This window comes from Candidatus Accumulibacter phosphatis, assembly GCF_000024165.1.
GTDB classification, from domain to species: domain Bacteria; phylum Pseudomonadota; class Gammaproteobacteria; order Burkholderiales; family Rhodocyclaceae; genus Accumulibacter; species Accumulibacter phosphatis.
The window spans coordinates 534,457-555,304 of the sequence record NC_013194.1; the positions used below are offsets into that span (position 1 = coordinate 534,457).

Sequence of the window (20,848 nt, forward strand, 5' to 3'; positions counted from 1 at the left end):
CATGGCTGCACCGACTCCTGCCGAAATGCTCAAGTACGCCAACCTGCAATTGGCCGCCGAGGCGCTGTACGACTTTAGAGCCAAATTGACTCCCAGCCAGACTCCTGGGGACCTCATATCCACAGAGGGACACTATTTTGATGCAATACGTCCGGACATCCTCACCACCGGCAACGAACACGCCAGCAGATTCGCTCCGACCGAAGCGGAGAAGTTCGTCAAAGACTGGATCGTCATTGACCACCTTTCGAACACGACCACGGGTTTCAGCGGCACGTTGTTCTACAACGAAGCCGAAAAGCAATACGTCCTCAGCATCCGCAGCACCGAATTCATCGACGACACGCTGCGCGACAGCGTGGCGACCAACGCCATGGAGATCAAGGAATTCGGCTGGGCGTTCGGCCAGATCAGCGACATGGAAGCGTGGTACGCCCAATTGACCAAGCCGGGCGGCCCGCTGGAAGGAAAGCACTTCTCCGTCACCGGCTACAGCCTCGGCGGCCATCTCGCCACCGCCTTCAACCTGCTGCGCCATGAGGACGGCAGCGCCGGCAACGTCGATCGGGTCGTCACCTTCAACGGCGCCGGCGTCGGCCAGGTCGGCTTCCCGCTCAGTCAGGTCATCAACGACTTCAACGCCCTGCGCGCCGCTCCGGAGAGCATTGCCGCCCGCTTCAGCGACGCTGGCCTGGGCACACTCTACCAAACGCTGCGCGAGCGCCTGTCCGACGGCCATTCACCGACGGCGGACGATTACGCCCTGCTCCACACCGTCTCCGCGGCGGCGACCGACGACGTTGGCCTCGCGCGCTTCGCGAGCGAACGCAAACAGCTGAGCCTCGCCCTCGATCGTCTCAAGAACATCAAGCAGGCCGTCACCTTGCTCGCCGAAGTCACCGACACGAAAGACGGCCAGCCGGCGGCCATCCCGGAGCGCGTCGTCGCCCAGGCCCGCTTCGAGTACCAGATGGCCCTGCTCGTGGCGCAGGAATTCAAGACTACCGCCAAAGCGCTGCTGCCTGCCGCGATCAACATCGTTCTCGGCAAGTCCGATGGCGCACCCCGACTCGACAATCAGTTCGACGTCGTCGGTCGCGAGACCACCACCCTGGTGACGGCCATGGTCGCCGACTCGCAATGGCACCATGGCGCCAACGTCGACGTTTTCATCGAAGATCAACCGCTGGTTCGCGGCACCATCCGCAAAGCGGCGGCCGGCGTCTATTGGGACACCGGCGCCCTGATGCCGATCAACAACTACACCCAGAACGACTTCGGCGACACCCACAGCATCGTCCTGCTCATCGACAGCCTCAGCGTCCAGCATCTGCTCCAGACCCTCGCGCCGACGGCCACGCAAGCGGACATCGAAACCCTGTTCAAGGCCGCCTCGGTGGTCAAAGCCGAATCGACCACCGGAACCCAGGGACGAGCCGAAGGCGACGGCCTCGAAACCCTCCTCGACAGCTTGCTGCGCGTCTTCACTCACGACGACCCCGAGCTGCGCCAGGGCAAGGCCAAGAACGGCAACGGCCTGCTCACCGGTGGCACCTGGGCGGACGAAAGCCTGCGCGAGACCTTCTACGACAAGCTCAAGGCGCTTGGCGACAGCCCGGCCTTCAAGGAGGCCAAAGGCAAGCTCACCCTGACCCTTCCTGGCCGCGACCTGGCCACCGCCGCCCGATCCGACTTCGCCGCCTTCCTCACCCTGCACACCGGCTCGTCGTTCGCGCTGAAAGCCGTTCCCGGGCAGGAGAGCACCCTCGAAGCCGCGCTCAAAGCCCAGTGGACCGCCGAATACACCGCCTGGAAAGCCGATCAGGACCTCACCCCCGAACAGCGGGCGAACCTCGAAGGCACCTATACCGACCGCTACCTCGCTGACCGCGCCGCCTTCCTGGCGCGCCTCGCCCAAGCGCGGCTGGCCAACACCGGCGAAGGCCAGGCATTGCGCGTAACGACCCTCGATACTGGCCTGCGCCACTTCAAAGATGAAGCCAGTGGCCTCTCGCTGCAAGAAGTCCATGCGCTGACCGGCGCCGCTGCGCGAGCGCGCGTCGTCTTCGGCGGCGACGGCAACGACAGCGTTGTTGGGGAAACCGGCGAGGACGCTTTCTACGGCGGCGCCGGCAGCGATCAGCTGGATGGTGGGGCTGGCGATGACATCCTCGAAGGCAACGCCGACGCCGACGAACTCCGCGGTGGCGCCGGCCGCGACACCCTGCTCGGCGGCCAGGGCAACGACCGCCTCGAGGGCGGCGACAACAACGACACGCTGGTTGGCGGCCAGGGCGACGACACGCTGGTGGGCGGGGACGGCGAAGACACCTACGTCATCAACACCGGCGATGGCAACGATCACATCGTCGACACCGGCATGAACTTCATCAAGTACAACGGCCGCCTCGTAACCGGACTGTTCCTGAAGAGCACCGATTCGGACGACTACACTTTCGCCGGCGACGATGGCTTCGTGATGAGGTTTCACTCCCCCGGCGTGTTGACCCTCGACGACACCACGTCGCTTACCTTCGACAACTACACCAGCGCGGAAGCCTTTGCGGCAAGCAACTTCGGGATCCGCCTCGCGCAAGCTCCGGACGCTTCCCGAGTCACGCGAACCATCGTTGGCGACCTCCGACTGATCGACCTTCACCACGACGACCTGTTCAACTATGTCGGCGACCCCTCGGCGCCCGCGCCTGGCGCCACCGACTTGATGCACAACAGCCCGGGCAACGACCGCATCATTCTCGGCGATGGCTTCAACATGGCCCTGGCGGTACCGGATGCCGCAGGCTATACGCAGAACTACATGACCCAACGCTCTGGTGACGACTGGATCAGTGGTGGGATGAATGTCGATTTCGTTGCCGGTGGCACCGGGCGCGACTACATCGAAGGGGGCGCCGGCGGCGACGATCTGCTGGCCGGCGGCGATGCCGACGATGTCATCTTCGGCGATCTGGCCGCCACCCTTGCCGTGCAGATCAGGGAAGCCGGAAACAACGAGCCAGGCGACCTCGTCTCGGGCCAGGGTGGCAATGATGCCTTGTACGGTTCCTCCAGTTCGGACCTCATTTACGGTGGAGCGGGAGACGATTTTCTCGGGGGCCTGGGAGGCGACGATTTCCTGCTTGGCGATGTTGACTTCTTTCTCTACGGCGTCTGGGATGTCAGGCGCGACGGCCTGAACTTCATCTTCGATTTCACACAAATCCTGTCCAGCTCCCGTGGCGATCAATACCAAGAAGGGCCCGCCGGTAGCGGCAACGACGTCATCATGGGCGACAAGGGTAACGACGCCGCCTGGGGTGGTGCCGGCAACGACTATATCGACGGCGGCAGCGATAACGACACCTTGCGGGGCGGCGACGGCAACGACCGGCTGAAGGGCGGTGACGGGGAGGACTTTCTGAGTGGAGGCGCCGACGACGATACTCTCGAAGGCGATGCCGGCAACGACACCTTGATCGGCGACGGCGGTGGCGACGAACTGCATGGCGCAGCCGGCAACGACGAACTGCATGGCGATACCGGCGACGCACTGGTTACCGAACAAGGCGACGACCGACTCTTCGGGGATGCCGGCGACGACTACATGCGCGGCTATGGCGGCAATGACACCCTCGACGGCGGCGCCGGTCACGACGACCTCAGCGGCGGGGGCAATGATGACGTTCTTGACGGCGGCGAGGGCAACGACACGCTCTTCGGGGACGACGGTCTGGACACCCTGCTTGGCGGCACCGGCACAGACTACCTGGACAGTGGTGCCGACGACGATCTCCTTGACGGCGGCAGCGGCAACGACGCTCTGCGCGGAGGCGACGGCGACGACCTTCTCGACGGCGGCAGCGGCAGCGACGGCCTGCGCGGAGGCGACGGAGCCGACACGCTGATCGGCGGCACCGACACCGACTACCTGGAAGGTGGCGCCGGCGATGACATCTATCTCTTCGCCGCCGGCGACAGCCCGCGCGATGCGGACGGCTTCGTCGAATACGTCGTCGATGCCGAGGGCGACAACACCATCGTCTTCAGCAATGCCACGCCAACCGACCTGCGCATCGCCAACTCCGGCGGTTCGCTCCTCATCACCTACGGCACCAACGATCAATTGCTGATCAAGGACGGCCTGGCGGGCAGCATTGGCCACTACCGGTTCGCCAACGGCGAAACCCTCAGCTACAGCGAACTCATCGGCCGCCTCGTCGACACGCCGATGGGCGCGGCCAGCGGTGGGCGGAGCTTCTGGTTCGGCGGCAGCCTCGACGACTACCTCGTCGCCACCGACGGCCACACCACGTTCTCGGGCGGCCGGGGCGACGATACCCTCATCGGCTACGGCGGCCGCAACACCTATCTCTACAGCCGCGGCGACGGCACCGACCGGATCATCGACACCAGCACCAAGACCGATGCCGACGGCACTGCCCTCCCCAACACCCTGCGCTTCGGCGCCGGCATCACCGCGGACGACATCCGGCTGGCGATCGGCTCGCTCAAGATCCTGGTCGGCAGCAACCCCGACGACGCCATCCACATCGACGGATTCGACCCCGACGACGCCCTCGGCACCAAGAAGCCGCCGGCGATCGACCGTTTCGAGTTCGCCGACGGCACGGCGCTGAGCTACGGCGAGCTGCTCGCCAGAGGCTTCGACCTCACCGGCACGACCGGCAACGACACGCTGACCGGCACCAGCGTCAACGACCGCCTCGACGGCGGCGCCGGCAACGACAGCCTGCGTGGCGGTGCCGGTTCCGATACCTATTTCTGGGGGCTCGACAGTGGCAACGACACAATCGACAACAGCGACTCCTCGCTCGACACCGACCGCCTGATCATCGGCAACGGCCTGCTTGCGGACGATCTGATTTTCGCACGCAGCCACGACGACCTCGTCATCCGCGTGCGGACGAGCGGCGAACACGTTCTCGTCCTCCGGCACTTCGCGGGCGCACCGATCGACCGCGTCCGCTTCGCTGACGGCAGCGAGTGGAACGGCGCCGAGATCGCCACACACTTGAGTACCGAACTCAGCGAAGGCGCCGACATATACACCGCCACCCTGGCCTCCGACACGATCGACGCACTGGGTGGTGACGACCTCGTAGACGGTCTGGCCGGCGACGACGTGATCACCGGTGGGCGTGGCAACGACACGCTGCGGGGTGGGGCGGGTAGCGACCACTATCGTTTCGCCGTCGGCGACGGCAGCGATCTCATTGTCGACGATGACGTCACCGCCGACCACGCCGACGTCGTCGAGTTCTTGGATGTCGCTTCCTCGGTAGTCACCGTCACGCGTCCGCATAACGGCAATGACCTGGTATTGGCCTACGGCGGTTCGGATCGGCTGACGATTCAAGCGTATTTTGCCGGTGCCAGCCACCAGATCGAGGAGTTTCGCTTCGCCGACAGCGTGCGCTGGAACGTGGGCGACCTCCAGGAGCGCGTACTCGTTACCGGTACTGCCGGCAAGGACGTGATCAACGGTCAGGCGGGGACCGACAACCGTCTTTACGGCTTCGACGGCGACGACAGCCTCAATGGCGCGGAAGTGGCCGATACGTTGGCCGGCGGTCGCGGCAACGACCGGCTGGCTGGCGGATTCGGTGCCGACATCTACCTCTTTGCCAACGGCGACGGCGCCGATGTGATCAACGAAACCAACGACACGAACGGTACCGTCGATACCCTGCGCCTGACCGACCTCGCTGCCGCCGCAGTCAGCGAACTCGCGCGCGTCGGTAGCGACCTGATCGTCAGGCTCGGCGGCAGCGATCAAGTGACCGTCAGACAGCAATACAACGCGGCAACATCCGCCGGCATCGAGCAGATCACTTTCGCCGATGGTCTCACGTGGACCGCTGACGACATCAAGGCACGCCTGTCGACGCTCGGCACGTCAGCGGCGGACTCACTGACCGGCTTTGACGGCGTCGGCAATCGACTGTTCGGTTTCGACGGCTCCGACACGCTGAGCGGTGGCGATCGCGGCGACCTGCTCGACGGCGGCAACGGCAATGACTGGCTCGAAGGACTGGCCGGTGCAGACACGCTGGTCGGCGGCGCCGGCAACGATGTCTACGATATCGATGACGCCAACGACCTCATCATCGAGCACGCTGGCGAAGGCCGAGACACCGCCTACAGCTGGGTGTCGTTCGATCTGGCCAGCCAGGGTAGCGGCGTCGAGGTCCTGACCTTGCTCGGGTCGAACCCGCTCGGCGCTGCCGGCAATGAACTGGACAACGTGATCAACGGCAACGCGGCAGCGAACGTGCTCAAAGGCGGCGCCGGCAACGACACCCTCAGGGCTTATGGGGGCAGTGACAACCTCGACGGCGGCAGCGGCCGCGATGACCTTTGGGGTGGTGAGGGCGACGACACGCTCGACGGCGGAACCGGCGACGATACACTGAGTGGTGTCTTCGGCGCCGACACCTATCTCTTTCGCCGCGGTTCGGGTACGGACCGTATCATTGACGACCGGCGCCTCGGCGCGCCCGTCGACCGGGACAATATCCGGTTCGACGAAGGGATCCGCATGCAGGATCTGACCATCGCCGTGTTGTCTGACGAGAGTTGGCAACTGACGCTGGCAGGAAGCAGCGACAGCCTCGTTTTCGTCAAGGACGCGGGCTCGCGCTTTGCCGATGGGCAACCGGTGATCCCGATCGAGTCCTTGCAGTTTGCCGACGGCACGCGCGTCGACCTCACCGGTGCACTGGTGGGAACCGCGGGAGCCGACAGACTGGCGGCTTCCTTCTTCGCCATACCGACGTTTGGTCCGGTGACCACAGCGACCATCAACGTCAGGATTGACGCCCAGGCCGGTAACGATACGGTCACCGGCGGTGGTGGCAACGACTCCTTACGCGGCGGCGACGGCGATGACGTCCTCTACGGGGACAGCGGCAGCAGGTCCAGCAGCGACGACCAGCTTTACGGCGATGCCGGCGACGATACCCTCTACGGCGGCAGTTCCATGTCTGCGCGGGAGGGTGCGGACCTCCTCGATGGCGGCGCCGGCAACGACCTTCTTTACCATGCCAGCACGGTACGCTACGGGCGAGGATACGGCCAGGATCGCGTCATCGGCAAAGTGGAGCGGATCGACCTTTTCGACCTCCTGCCCAGCGACGTCACGCTTCAGTACCAGCCCGACGGACTGTATTTCCGTGTCAAGGACAGTGCGGATTGGTTGAAGCTCGAAGCTGACGGGCGCCGCATCACGGTCGAGCAGGTGAATTTCGCCAACGGTTCGTCGTGGGACCGTCGAGCCATCGAGGCCATGGCCGCCACCCAGGGCAACCTGGCTCCGCAAGCCGACGTGCCGCTGTTGCCGGTCTCGGCGCGCGAGGGCGAGGCGTTCACCGTCGTGCTGCCCGAAATCGCCTTCCGCGACCCCAACCCAGGCGATTTGCTGACCTGGTCGGTGAACCTGCCGGACGAACCCGCCTGGCTTCGCTTCGACCCGCTCACGCGCACGCTCAGCGGCACCCCCACCAATGCGGATGTCGGGAGCCACGACCTGTTCGTCACCGCCGCTGATCGGAGCGGCGCGTCGGCCTCTCAGGCCCTGAAAGTGATCGTCGCTGACGTCAATCAGGCACCCGTCGTCAACGCGCCTATCGAGACGCTGACCTTTCGCGAAGGCATGCCGATCCGCTGGACGATACCTTCCGACACCTTCGCGGACGAGGACCCGGGCGAGGTGCTGACGCTGCATGCCGCGCTGACCACTGGCGACCCCCTGCCGTCATGGCTGGCGATCGACGCCCGCACCGGGGACATCAGCGGCATCGCACCGGTCGGCGCCAGAGGCAACCTCAATCTACGCATCACGGCCACCGACCGAGCCGGTGCTTCCGTCGCCACACCATTGACGCTCCAGATTGCCGCCGCGTCTCCCGCCGCGCTTCTCGGAACCGCCAACAAGGACGTACTCGTGGGCACCTCGGGGAACGACTTGCTCAACGGTGCCGCTGGCGCCGACACGATGCGCGGCGGTGACGGCGACGACACCTATGTCGTCGATGAGCGCGGCGATACCGTTGTCGAACTGGCGAATCAGGGGAGTGACACCGTCTGGAGTCTGGTCAGCCACACCCTCGCCGACAACGTCGAGAACCTCGTCCTGGCGGCAGGCGCCTCGATCAACGGCACCGGCAACGCACTGCGCAACCGGCTGACCGGCAACAGCGGCAACAACGTGCTCGATGGCGGTGCCGAAGCCGACACGCTGGAAGGCGGCACAGGGAACGACACCTATTACGTCGGCGACAAAGACACCGTGATCGAGGCGGCCGACGCCGGCAAGGACACGATCGTCTCGGGCATCCGGTGGACACTCGGCGCCAACGTCGAGAACCTCACTCTCACCGGAACGGCGGCGATCAACGGCTATGGCAATGATCTCGCCAACACGCTGCGTGGCGACACCAACAGCGCCGCCAACGTCCTCACCGGCGGCCTCGGCGACGACATCTACTACCTCGGCGCCGGCGACCGGGTGGTCGAAGACGCCGACCAGGGCAACGACAGCGTCTATGGCTACGCCACTGAGCACACGCTCGCCGCCAACGTCGAACACCTCTTCCTCGCCGTCGCCACGGCCGCGACGCTCACCGGCAACGACCTCGCCAACCGCCTGCGCGGCAACGCCGGCGACGACCGGCTCGCCGGCCTCGCCGGCAACGACACGCTCGATGGCGGGCTCGGCGCCGACACCCTCATCGGCGGCACGGGCGACGACAGCTACACCGTCGACAACCTCGCCGACGCGATCCACGAAGACGCCGACGCCGGCTTCGACACCGTCTACAGCAGCGTCACCTGGACCCTCGGCGAGCACCTCGAACGCCTCTACCTGACCGGCGGCACCGCCATCGACGCCACCGGCAACGCCCGCGCCAACACCCTCTACGGGCACGCCAACAGTGCCGTCAACATCCTCTCCGGCGGCCTCGGCGACGACATCTACTACCTCGGCGCCGGCGACCGGGTGGTCGAAGACGCCGACCAGGGCAACGACAGCGTCTATGGCTACGGCAGCGAGCACACGCTCGCCGCCAACGTCGAACACCTCTTCCTCGCCGTCGCCACGGCCGCGACGCTCACCGGCAACGACCTCGCCAACCGCCTGCGCGGCAACGCCGGCGACGACCGGCTCGCCGGCCTCGCCGGCAACGACACGCTCGATGGCGGGCTCGGCGCCGACACCCTCATCGGCGGCACGGGCGACGACAGCTACACCGTCGACAACCTCGCCGACGCGATCCACGAAGACGCCGACGCCGGCTTCGACACCGTCTACAGCAGCGTCACCTGGACCCTCGGCGAGCACCTCGAACGCCTCTACCTGACCGGCGGCACCGCCATCGACGCCACCGGCAACGCCCGCGCCAACACCCTCTACGGGCACGCCAACAGCGCCGTCAACATCCTCACCGGTGGCCTCGGCGACGACATCTACTACCTCGGCGCCGGCGACCGGGCGGTCGAAGACGCCGACCAGGGCAACGACAGCGTCTATGGCTACGGCAGCGAGCACACGCTCGCCGCCAACGTCGAACACCTCTTCCTCGCCGTCGCCACGGCCGCGACGCTCACCGGCAACGACCTCGCCAACCGCCTGCGCGGCAACGCCGGCGACGACCGGCTCGCCGGACTCGCCGGCAACGACACGCTCGATGGCGGTGCGGGCAACGATGTTCTCGAAGGCGGGGCCGGCAACGACACGCTCCAGGACAGCAGCGGCAGCGCGCTATTCACTGGGGGCGCCGGCAACAACACGCTCAGCGGTGGCGCCGGCTCACAGATCTATCTGGGTGGCACCGGCAACGACACGCTGCGCACCGGTCCCGGCAACGACATCATCGCTTTCAACCGGGGCGACGGTCAGGACACGCTCGCGGCGGGGGACTCCGGCCAGGATGTTCTGTCGCTCGGCGGCGTCGTCGCCTACACGGATCTGTCGCTTGACAAGGTCGATCGCGACCTCGTCGTGACGATCGCTACGGGCGACCAGATCACGTTCACGGATTGGTATGCGTCGGCTCCCGGCGCGGCCAGCCGCAGCGTGCTCCGACTGCAGGTGATCGCCGAGGCGATGGCCGATTTCGACGCCGGCGGCAGCGATCCGCTGCGCGACGAGAGGGTGGAGAGCTTCGACTTCGGCGGCCTGGTCGATGCCTTCGACGCGGCCCGCGCGGCTACTCCGACGCTCACTCACTGGGCACTGGCCGATGCGCTGAGCCGCCACCAGCTCGCCGGCTCGGACAGCGCGGCATTCGGTGGCGATCTGGCCTACCAGTACGGCAGAAGCGGCAGCCTGGCGGGTATCGGCGTGACGCCGGCGATCGGCATTCTCGCCGATCCGGCATTCGGCGGTGCAGCGCAGGCATTGACACCGCTCGCCGGGCTGCAGTCTGGCGCGCAGCGGCTCGCGTGATGGTCCTGACGAGCGGGAAGGCGCGCCCGTTCCAGCCCAGGCCGCTTGCCTGGGACGGCCTCGCCGGTGCGCTGCCAACGAGCGCCAGGAGGCGGGTAGGGATGACGCGGTGGCCAGGGGCGCTGAAGCCGGGCGCTCGTTGAGGGTTGCGGCAAGAGGCACCACGTTCCGGAGGAGGCGGCAAGCATGCAATTGACGACCGAAATGAGACGGGACGAAGTCCTCTGGCTGCTCGGCAGTCTCTGCAGCGTATTCCGCATTCCCTTCGATGCTACCTTGCTCGCCCAGGCCTGCCCGCCGCCGACTACCCTGGCGACGCTGCATGAAGCGGCCCGGGCACTCGGCCTGAAAACCGGGGGGTGTCGGATCGACGGGGCCGACTGGCAGCGGCTGCCGCTGCCCGCCATCGCCTTGCTGAAGCCAGCCACCGCCACCGGTGCCGAAGCACCGCGGCCGCACGGCGCGATTCTCGTCGTCAAGGCCTCCGCCGAGCAGATCCTCTACTTCCGGCCAGGTAGCCAGAGCGCTGTCGCGCTGCCGATCGATGAAGCGTTGCAGACGCTCGAACCGGAAGTCGTCCTTGTCGCCCGCCAGTCGGCCGGGGGCGACGAGGGCGACATCGCCGGCTTTGCCCGCGAACGCCAGACCTTTGGTTTTCGCTGGTTCCTCCCCGAACTGCTCAAGCACCGCCAGATCTGGCGCGACGTGCTGCTGGCCAGCCTGGCGATCCAGCTCGTCGGTCTGGCAACGCCCTTGTTTACCCAGGTGATCATCGACAAGGTGATCGTCCACCAGAGCGACAGCACGCTGCTCGTCCTCGCGGTGGCCTTGGGTATGTTCATGCTGTTCACCAGCGGCATGACCTGGCTGCGCCAGTACCTCGTTCTGCATACCGGCAACCGCATCGACGCCGTACTCGGCAGCGAGGTCTTCCGGCACCTGCTGCACCTGCCCTTGCGCTGGTTCGAACAACGACCGACCGGCACCCTCGTCGCCCGTCTGCAAGGTGTCGAGACGATCCGCGAGTTCGTTTCTGGCGCTGCGATCACGCTCGTCCTCGACTTTCCGTTCCTGGTGATCTTCCTCGTCGTGATGTTCGCCTACAGTTGGCAACTCTCGCTGATTGCGCTGGCCCTGCTCGGCGCCATCGCCGTGGCGAGCGTCCTGGTCACCCCGGTCTTCCGCGCCAGACTCAATCGCCAGTTCATGCTCGGCGCCAGAAACCAGGCCTTCCTCACCGAATACCTCTCGGGCATCGCCACCGTCAAGTCGCTACAGATGGAACCCGACCTCGACCGCAGGTACGGGGACCTCCTCGCCCAGTACCTCGCCGCCGGCTTCGCCAGCAAGCAGGTCGGCAATACCTATCAGGTCGTCGCCAATGGTCTCGAACAGTTGATGACGCTCGCCATCCTGATCGTCGGTGCCTTGCTCGTGATGCGCAACGACGGCTTCACGGTCGGCATGCTGGTCGCCTTTCAGATGTTCGCCAGCCGCATGAGTCAGCCGATGCTGCGCCTGGTCGGCCTGTGGCAGGAGTTCCAGCAGGCGGACATCGCCGTCAAGCGCCTCGGCGACATCGTCGACATGCCGCGGGAAGCGCATGCGCTGACGCCGAGTCGCGAGCGTTCACCGGACGTCGCTGGCAGCGGCGGCATCGTCATCGAAGACCTTGCCTTCCGTTACAGCGAACAGCATGCGTGGCTCTACCGCCAACTGACGCTTCGTTTCAAGCCGGGCCACCTGAGCGTCATCATGGGTCCCTCGGGTTGCGGCAAGAGCACACTGGCGAAACTGCTGCTCGGTTTCCTCGTGCCGATCGAGGGTCGGATCGAGATCGACGGTAGGGATATCCGCAACTTCGCCGCCAACGAACTGCGCCGCTTCTTCGGGATGGTGCCGCAGGAAACCGTCCTTTTTTCCGGCAGCCTCTACGACAATCTGGTCATGGCACACCCGCACGCCAGCTTTGAGGACGTGATCGTCGCCTGCAAGGCCGCCGAGATCCACGACACCATCGAGCAGCTGCCGGACGGCTATCAGACCGCGATCGGCGAGCGCGGCGTTGGCCTCTCGGGTGGCCAGATGCAGCGCATCGCGATCGCCCGGGCGCTGCTCAAGCGGCCGCCGATCCTGATCTTCGACGAAGCGGTGTCGAACCTCGATCAGCCGACCGCCGAGGCCTTTGCGAAGACGATCAACAAGCTCAAGGGTCAGGTGACCATGTTGTTCATCACGCACCAGATACCGCGAGGCTTGCAGGTCGATGAGGTCTTCAGCTTCAGCGATGAGGCCGGCGCGACCAGATTTGAGGTCATCGACGAGCAAGCGGCCGAATGAGCGCCTATGCCTGCAGCCAGTGATTCGCCGCCGGCCGGCGTGCTCCGGCAGAGCGTGGACCACAATGTCGAGACGGAGTGAAAATGGTCATTTGGCTCTTGGATTTCGTCCACGAGTGTGTTTATAATGGACGGCTAAACTGTAATGTGACCTTTTTGACCTTGGGATGAGTCGATGCCTGCAATTCGCGTGAAGGAAAATGAGCCGTTCGAAGTTGCCATTCGTCGTTTCAAACGCACCGTTGAAAAAACCGGTCTGTTGACCGAACTGAGGGCTCGCGAGTTTTACGAGAAGCCCACAGCCGAGCGCAAGCGCAAGCTCGCCGCGGCGGTGAAGCGGCATCACAAGCGGATGCGCAGCCAGACCCTGCCGCCCAAGCTGTACTAGCACTGAAGTGCCGTTGCCGGGACAGCCGCCTGTCTGAAGATGGGCGGCTGTTGGCGTTTGTGGAACGGCGATGAGCGACGCGCGGCGTCGTCAAGCGGCACCATGTAGCCATGAGGAAGTTCGCGATGACCCTGAAGGAGCGCATCAACGAAGACGTCAAGGCCGCCATGCGCGCGCGCGAATCAAGAAGACTCGGCACGTTGCGCCTGCTCACCGCGGCCATCAAGCAAAAGGAAGTCGACGAGCGCATCGTGCTCGATGACGCGGCCGTGCTGGCCGTCATCGAGCGGATGCTCAAGCAGCGCCGCGATTCGATCGCCCAGTTTGCCGCGGCCGGACGCAACGATCTCGTCGACGCAGAGCAGTTCGAGGCCGAGTTGCTCGCCACCTACCGGCCGGCCGGTCTTTCCGGCGAGGAAATCGGCGCCGCCGTCGCCCGGGCCATCACTTCGAGCGGAGCCAGCGGTCCCGCTGACATGGGCAAGGTGATGGCCAGCCTGCGCACGGACCTCGCCGGCCGTGCCGATATGAGCGAGGTGGCCCGGCTCGTGAAGATTCGTCTGACTGGCGCCTGACTTACTTCGCCGCTGTTCATTACCGGTTCGAGGAAGGTTCTGGATGATCCCGGACTCGTTCATTCAGGAGCTTCTCTATCGCGTCGACGTTGTCGACCTGATCGATGGCTACGTGCCGCTGAAGAAGACGGGCGCCAATTTTGCAGCCTGCTGCCCGTTCCACAGCGAGAAGTCCCCGTCGTTTACGGTCAGTCCGAGCAAGCAGTTCTACCACTGCTTCGGCTGCGGAGCGCATGGTACGGCGATCGGTTTCCTGATGGAGTACACCGGCGTCGGTTTCGTTGACGCGGTCAGGGAACTGGCTGGCCGCGCCGGCCTGCAGGTTCCCGATGAGCCGAGGCACGCGGCGCAGCACGGCCGCGAAGCGCAGGCGCTTGGCGACATCATGACGCGCGCGGCGAAGTTCTACTACGAACAACTCAAGGCGTCGGAAAGGGCCGTCTCCTATCTCAAGACGCGCGGCGTCAGTGGCGAGATCGCCCGCCGCTTCGGCCTCGGGTATGCGCCCGAAGGATGGCAGAGTCTTGCCGGCGCTTTTGACGACTACGAAAGCGCCGAGTTGCAGGTGGCGGGGCTGGTGATCAGGAACGAGCAAGGTCGCCTCTACGATCGTTTCCGCGATCGGGTCATGTTCCCGATCATCAACCAGAAAGGCGAAGTGATCGCTTTCGGCGGCCGCGTGCTCGGCCAGGGTGAGCCCAAGTACCTCAATTCACCCGAGACGCCGCTTTTCGAGAAGGGCCGCGAGGTGTTCGGCCTGCCGCAGGCGCGCGCAGTCATCCGCGAGACCGGGACGGCGATCGTCGTCGAAGGTTACATGGATGTCGTCGCTCTCGCCCAGCACGGCGTCGGTAATACCGTTGCCACGCTCGGCACGGCGACCACGCCGACGCACGTGCACAAGCTGCTGCGCCAGGCCGAGCGCCTGGTCTTCTGCTTCGACGGCGATGCCGCCGGGCGCAAGGCGGCATGGCGTGCGCTGGAGAACAGTCTGGAGACATTGCCGGAGCAGAAGAGCATTGGCTTTGCTTTCCTGCCCGATGGCGAAGACCCCGACAGCTTCGTCCGCCAGGGGGGGGCGGAAGCGTTTCGCCGGCTGATCGTCGAGGCGATGCCCTTGTCGGATTTCCTGCTCCGCGAACTGGCCGGGCACTGCGACTTGAGTTCTGCCGAAGGAAGGGCCCGACTGGTGGCCGTCGCCAAACCGCTGATCGGCCGTCTGCAGTCGCCATTGTTGAGGCTGCAGGTCGTCAAGCGCCTCGCCCAGCTCAGCGACTTCTCGCAGGCCGAGGTGGAGCGACTGTGCGAGCTGCGGCCGCTGGTTCGCGCCGCGCCGGCGCGTGTGCCTCGGCAGGCGCCATCACTGCTGCGGCCGTTGCTGCGCCTGTTGTTGCAGAAACCGGAACTGGCTTCGGGCCTGCCGCTCGACTTGCTGCCTGAGCATTCGGCGGAAGGCCGGGCAATCCGCCTGTTATGCGAAACGATAGCCGGCGGCGGGACCGAGGCGCTGGCTTATCCGGCCTTGCTGGAAAGGCTGAGAGGCAGCGAGTGTGAAAGCGTCTTGCATACGGCGGCGGCTGAACTAATGCAGCAGCCTTTTGCCGAAGACGAAATCGATAGCGAGTTTTCTGGTGCGCTCGGGCAACTGCGCGACGGTGAACAGAGACGCGTTTTCGCGCTCCTGCAGGACAAGATCCAGAAGCTCGGCGTCAGCGGGCTGTCGAGCGAAGAGAAGGGGCAGTATCTGCAGGCACTCGGCGCACGCGGCGGCATCCGCGAGACGAAATAATGTGTGCTAAACTTTAGGGTTTACCAATTCAACGCTATCCGGGAAATGGTCATGGCAAGGGAAAAGGTGGTAACAACCAAGGCTGCGAAGGCCAAGGCAGCAGCGGATCTATTGGCGCAGGTCGGCACGCAACCGGCACCGGTGGATGATGAGACGCGCAAGATGCGTCTCAAGACGCTGATCAAGCTTGGCAAGGAACGTGGCTTTCTGACCTACGCCGAGATCAACGACCATCTGCCGGATGACGTTGTGGATGCGGAGCAGATCGAAAGCATCATCAACACGTTCAACGACATGGGGATCCAGGTCTACGACGAGGCGCCCGATGCCGAAACGCTGTTGATGTCGGATGCCGCGCCGGCTGCCGGGGCTGACGATGCCGATGTCGAAGAACAGGCGGAGCAGGCCCTGTCTACCGTCGATTCGGAGTTTGGACGCACTACCGATCCGGTGCGCATGTACATGCGCGAGATGGGTTCGGTGGAACTGCTGACGCGCGAAGGCGAAATCGAGATCGCCAAGCGCATCGAAGACGGTCTCAAGCACATGATCCAGGCGATTTCGGCCTGTCCGACGACGATTGCGGAGATCCTCAACTGCGCCGACCGGATCGCACGCGACGAAATGCGCATCGACGAGTTGATCGACGGACTGATCGATCCGGAAACCAGTGGCTCGCTTGAAGAACTGGCCGAGGAACTGGAGAGCGAGGCGGAAGACGAGGACGAGGAGGCTGCAGAAGCCGTCGAAGGCGCGGCAGCGGCAGCGTCGCTGCTCAGACTCAGGACGGAAGGACTCGAACGGCTCGAACGGATCCGTGCCGGCTACACCAAGGCGCATGCGCTGTTGCTGAGGAAGGGCTCCCAGGACAAGGGCTACCTGCAGTTTCAGCAGGAGATCTCCGAAGAGATGATGGGGATGCGCTTTACCTCGAAGACCATCGAGAGGCTGTGCGACTCGGTGCGCGCCATGGTCGAGGAAGCGCGCGCCTGCGAGCGCAAGATTCAGCGAATCTGCGTCGACACGGTGCGCATGCCGCGCGTGCATTTCATCAAGGTGTTCCCCGGCAACGAACTGAACATCGACTGGGTCGACGTAGAGATCGCCGCTGCCGGCAAGACCTACGGCGCCGTCCTCTTGCGCAATGCGCCGAACATCAAGGAAGAGCAAAAGAAACTGCTGGCGCTGCAGGACCGCATCGGCATCCCGCTGCGCGAACTGAAAGACATCAACAAGCAGATGTCAACCGGCGAAGCGAAGGCTCGCCGCGCCAAGCGGGAAATGACCGAGGCGAATCTGCGCCTCGTCATCTCGATCGCCAAGAAGTACACCAACCGCGGTCTGCAGTTCCTGGATCTGATCCAGGAGGGCAACATCGGCCTGATGAAGGCCGTGGACAAGTTCGAATACCGGCGCGGCTACAAGTTCTCGACCTATGCCACGTGGTGGATTCGCCAGGCCATTACGCGCTCGATCGCCGATCAGGCGCGGACGATTCGCATCCCGGTGCACATGATCGAGACGATCAACAAGATGAACCGCATCTCGCGGCAGATTCTGCAGGAAACGGGCCTCGAGGCCGATCCGGCGACATTGGCCAAGAAGATGGAAATGCCGGAAGAGAAGATCCGCAAGATCCTGAAGATCAGCAAGGAGCCGATCTCGATGGAGACGCCGATCGGTGACGACGACGACTCGCATCTCGGTGACTTCATTGAGGATCATGCGACGCTGGCACCGACCGAGGCCGCCCTCTATTCAAGCCTCCGCTTCATCACCAAGGACGTGCTCGACACCCTGACGCCGCGCGAGGCGAAGGTTCTGCGCATGCGTTTCGGCATCGAAATGAACACCGACCATACCCTCGAGGAAGTCGGCAAGCAGTTCGACGTCACCCGCGAACGCATTCGCCAGATCGAAGCCAAGGCGCTGCGTAAGCTTCGTCATCCGTCACGCTCCGACAAGCTGCGCAGCTTCCTCGACAGCGGCAACAGCTAAGCTACTCGGCCGGTGCTTGCGTCAGCGTGTTTGCTGACGACGTCCGACCAAAAAAAGGGGGCATTTGCCCCCTTTCAACCGCTGCTTGCTGGCCGTGGATCAGTTCGTCACGGCCTTCTTCTTGTTGTCACGCGGAATCAAGCCGAACAGTCCCAAGCCGATCAGCGCAAGCGTAGCCGGCTCGGGAATGTCGGCGGGCGGGTCGACGAGTATGCTGTCGTTGGCGCAGTTCTCGGCCCAGTGAATGTCGAAAGCCTTGCCATCCCAGCCGCTGTCGAGCAACAGACTCAGGGGTAGGCTCATTTCGTAGAAGTAATGGTCGTCCTCTGGATAATCACCATAGCCTTTCACCGGACTGGTCGTGTAGCTGATCTCGGCCATTCCCACCAGCTTGCCGGCAGTCAGGTGCGTGGGATGAGTAAGGTCGGGATCGCCCGGCGCAAGGTTCCCGGCGGCGTTCCACAACCCATAGGCCCACGTCGGATTCTTGTAGACACCGCCCTCGACGCCAAATTTCTCGAACGTATAGACGCCCTTCTTGACGCTCTCGGCATGCAGGACGTTGATGCCCAACTCGTAGCTGCCATCCTTGCCGAAGTCAATGGCGAAATCACCCGCGCCATAGCTGTTCCCCTGGTTCAGAGTTCTCGGGTTGTGACCGGTGGCCAGGGCAATGTAAAGATTGCCGTCGCAAACCGCCGCATACAGCGCCTCGGCATCGTAGGCCTGTCCTCCCCAGCCGGGGTACACGCGGCCGTCGCGGCCGACCTGGTCTTCGATCGAGGCTTGGATGCCCTTGCCGGGCAGCGCTGCCCAGGTCTTCGGGTTGGCGATCCAGTCATCGAGTTTCCCGTCGACAGTAAAGGCGGCGGCCGGCAGGCTGCCGCCCGCAGCGAGGGCGGTGATGGCGAGGACGATGATTCTGTTCATTGGATGCTTTCGGTCGTCACTTGGTGAGGGTGCGGATCGAGCCTTTCTTGCTTGTGCAAAGAAAGCAACCGGATCCGCCGTAGCAACGAAGTTTCTCCCGGGCGGGCGGCGCAGCGTTATGAAATAGTGCGCAAGCCGGCCGACTTTCCTGGCCGGGGAATGCGCCGACGGGCTGCACGTCGACTCGCCTCGCACGTTCGTTCTGACTGGTTTAACAGGGTGATTCAGACGATTCCCCCGGAGTTGACTCCCCATGCCGATTCTGGGATAGTCGGTTCGCATCGTCTGCTGCACTGGTCTGCTTTTCCTGTCGTTGCTTGGCTCAACCGTATTGGAACGTCGTGGAGCGCACCGCTTTTTTGACGCGCGGAGCGGCCTCGAATCGAAGGAGATCGCTATGTCGGAAATGATCGTGCCGGGGACGTACATCGACGTGCGGGCGGAGGGATTGATCTCCGCCGGCGGCGTCGCGACAGGGGTCGTCGCGGTTGTCGGTACCGCCAGATCGGGACCGGTGGGAACCCCGATCACCCTCTCCGGCTTTTCGCAGGCGCGTGAGCTTTTTGGACTCCCCGACAAGTATTCGATCCCCGAGGATGGATCGAATCCACTGACCCTCGTCCGTTCCCTGCAACTCGCCTATGCCAATGGCGCCTCCACCGTGGTTGCGGTCCGTGTCGCCAGCCCGCGTGCCGCTTCGGCGAGTTATGCCCTCAAGGATCCCGCAGGCAACACGCTGGCCGTCCTCACGGCGGCCACGCCGGGCACCTGGGGCAACGACATCCAGATCTCGGTGAGCCAGGCGAGAACACCGGCGCGCATCGTCGGCGAAAAGCAGACCGCCTCCTTCGCACAACTCGGGTACCACAGCGTCCTTCCCAACCAGCAGAATCGCATCCAGGTGCTGCGCGGCGACACGCGCCGGGTCGACAACTTCAACCTCGTCTACCGCTTCGTCGCCCGCGATGAAGCGGTAGCGAAGAACGGCGGCGGCAGCTACCAGTTGGCCAACCCGAAGGTGTCTACGGTTGCGTCGATCAACTCGATCGTGGTCCTCGACGGCAACGGCAGCCCGGTACGCGCCTACGGGGCCAATCCACCGAGCGGCGTGACCGCCGGAACGATTCTCTACGATCTGGCAGCGACGCCGGCGCTCAACGAGATCCGCATCAATCCCAACACCAGCGAGCTCGCCTTTGCTGCCACCCAGGCGCCCGCGGCGGGGCAGAGTGTCGTGGCGACCTACGCGGTGGACCATGCCGACCCCGCGCCGGGCGAGATCCTCATCACGGTCTGGAACGGCGATATCGATTTCCATGCTGGCGAGGCGCCGCGCGCCGTCGCCGGTGATGTCCTGACCGCCAGCTACCTCGTTGAAGCGGCGGACAGCGTCGAGGTGAGCCTCACTCATAGCCAGCTCAAGGAATCCTACGTCGTTCCCGACGGGAGGAGTCTGACTGCGCTCGCCGCGCAGTCCAAGCTCGTACGCGCCGTCGCCGACGCGGGCCACGGCAGCGGCAAACCCGCGCCCGATGTCGCCGCCTATTTCGGGACGGGCAGCAACGTCGGCGGCGCCAATGGCGCCGATGCCGGCGAAGACGAATACGCTGGCGGACTCGAAGCGATTTCGAACAGGGTCGTCAATCTCGTGGTGCTGGGCGGCCAGGACGCCCGCGGCATGGGCTCGGTGCTGGTTGGGCACCTCAAGTCAACCGAGGAAACCGACCTCGAACGGATCGGCGTCATCGGCGCGCCCGGTGTCGAGATCGCCGACTTTCTCGGCCACAGCGTCGCCGAGGGTCGCCTTGTGATCGTTGGCCCGGGAATCCGGAATCCGGATGGCTCAACGCTGCCGCCGGCGTACACCGCCGCCGCTGTTGCCGGTCTGATCGCGGCACAGTCGGTCCAGACCAGCCTGACCAACAAGGCAATCAACCTGCCGGGAATCGCCGTGGAAGCCAATCGCGGGCAGCAGGCGCAGCTGATCGAGCGCAATGTCCTGACCATCGTCTCCAGGCAGGGGCTGCGCGTCCTCAAGGGGATCACCAGCGAGGGCGTCGGCCAGCCCTTCTCGGCCATCCCGACGCGACGGATCGTCGATTACGCCAAGTACGGCGTGCGTTCGGCGGCCAACCCTTACATCGGGCGGCTGAACAATTCACGGGTACGGGCCGCGCTCAAGGCGACCCTCGACGCGTTCCTGACCGGGATGGTGGAGGACGAGGCGCTGACCGGCTACATGCTCGACGTGACCGCCACGCGCGCCCAGGAGATTGCCGGCCAGGTCAACGTGGTGATGACCATCCAGCCGACCTTCAGCATCGACTTCATCCGCGTCGTCATGACGCTGCAGTAAGACAG

Annotated in this window: 8 protein-coding genes; 7 read left to right on the forward strand and 1 reads right to left on the reverse strand. The window is 64.7% G+C overall.

The features are described 5' to 3' along the window. Nucleotide 1 precedes the first annotated feature (1 nt). The 6 genes from CAP2UW1_RS25930 (at nucleotide 2) to rpoD (ending at nucleotide 17,557) form a co-directional block, all read left to right on the forward strand. On the forward strand, nucleotides 2-10,468 hold the full coding sequence (locus CAP2UW1_RS25930) for a calcium-binding protein (RefSeq protein ID WP_012807255.1): 10,467 nt from the start codon (nucleotides 2-4) through the stop codon (nucleotides 10,466-10,468). Nucleotides 10,469-10,654: 186 nt separating this feature from the next. Then, a complete protein-coding gene (locus CAP2UW1_RS02295; protein ID WP_012807256.1) occupies nucleotides 10,655-12,808 on the forward strand; it encodes a peptidase domain-containing ABC transporter in 2,154 nt (717 codons plus the stop codon). Nucleotides 12,809-12,982: 174 nt separating this feature from the next. After that, the gene (rpsU, locus tag CAP2UW1_RS02300) at nucleotides 12,983-13,195 is read left to right on the forward strand and encodes a 30S ribosomal protein S21 (RefSeq protein WP_012807257.1); all 213 of its coding nucleotides are present in this window, start codon (nucleotides 12,983-12,985) and stop codon (nucleotides 13,193-13,195) included. A 125-nt stretch (nucleotides 13,196-13,320) separates the two neighbouring features. Continuing rightward, a complete protein-coding gene (locus tag CAP2UW1_RS02305) occupies nucleotides 13,321-13,770 on the forward strand; it encodes a GatB/YqeY domain-containing protein (RefSeq protein ID WP_012807258.1) in 450 nt (149 codons plus the stop codon). A 43-nt stretch (nucleotides 13,771-13,813) separates the two neighbouring features. Next, nucleotides 13,814-15,559 carry a DNA primase gene (gene dnaG, locus CAP2UW1_RS02310; RefSeq protein ID WP_012807259.1) on the forward strand — a complete coding sequence of 582 codons (1,746 nt, stop codon included), beginning with the start codon at nucleotides 13,814-13,816 and terminating at the stop codon, nucleotides 15,557-15,559. A 51-nt stretch (nucleotides 15,560-15,610) separates the two neighbouring features. Further along, nucleotides 15,611-17,557 carry an RNA polymerase sigma factor RpoD gene (rpoD, locus tag CAP2UW1_RS02315; protein WP_012807260.1) on the forward strand — a complete coding sequence of 649 codons (1,947 nt, stop codon included), beginning with the start codon at nucleotides 15,611-15,613 and terminating at the stop codon, nucleotides 17,555-17,557. 99 nt (nucleotides 17,558-17,656) lie between these two features. On the opposite strand, the gene CAP2UW1_RS02320 is transcribed toward rpoD, so the two are convergent. Then, nucleotides 17,657-18,487, reverse strand: coding sequence for a PEP-CTERM sorting domain-containing protein (locus CAP2UW1_RS02320; RefSeq protein WP_012807261.1), 831 nt, complete (start codon nucleotides 18,485-18,487; stop codon nucleotides 17,657-17,659). 397 nt (nucleotides 18,488-18,884) lie between these two features. Between CAP2UW1_RS02320 and CAP2UW1_RS23460 the strand changes: the two genes are divergently transcribed. Then, nucleotides 18,885-20,843 carry a phage tail sheath subtilisin-like domain-containing protein gene (locus CAP2UW1_RS23460; RefSeq protein ID WP_012807262.1) on the forward strand — a complete coding sequence of 653 codons (1,959 nt, stop codon included), beginning with the start codon at nucleotides 18,885-18,887 and terminating at the stop codon, nucleotides 20,841-20,843. Nucleotides 20,844-20,848 lie beyond the last annotated feature (5 nt).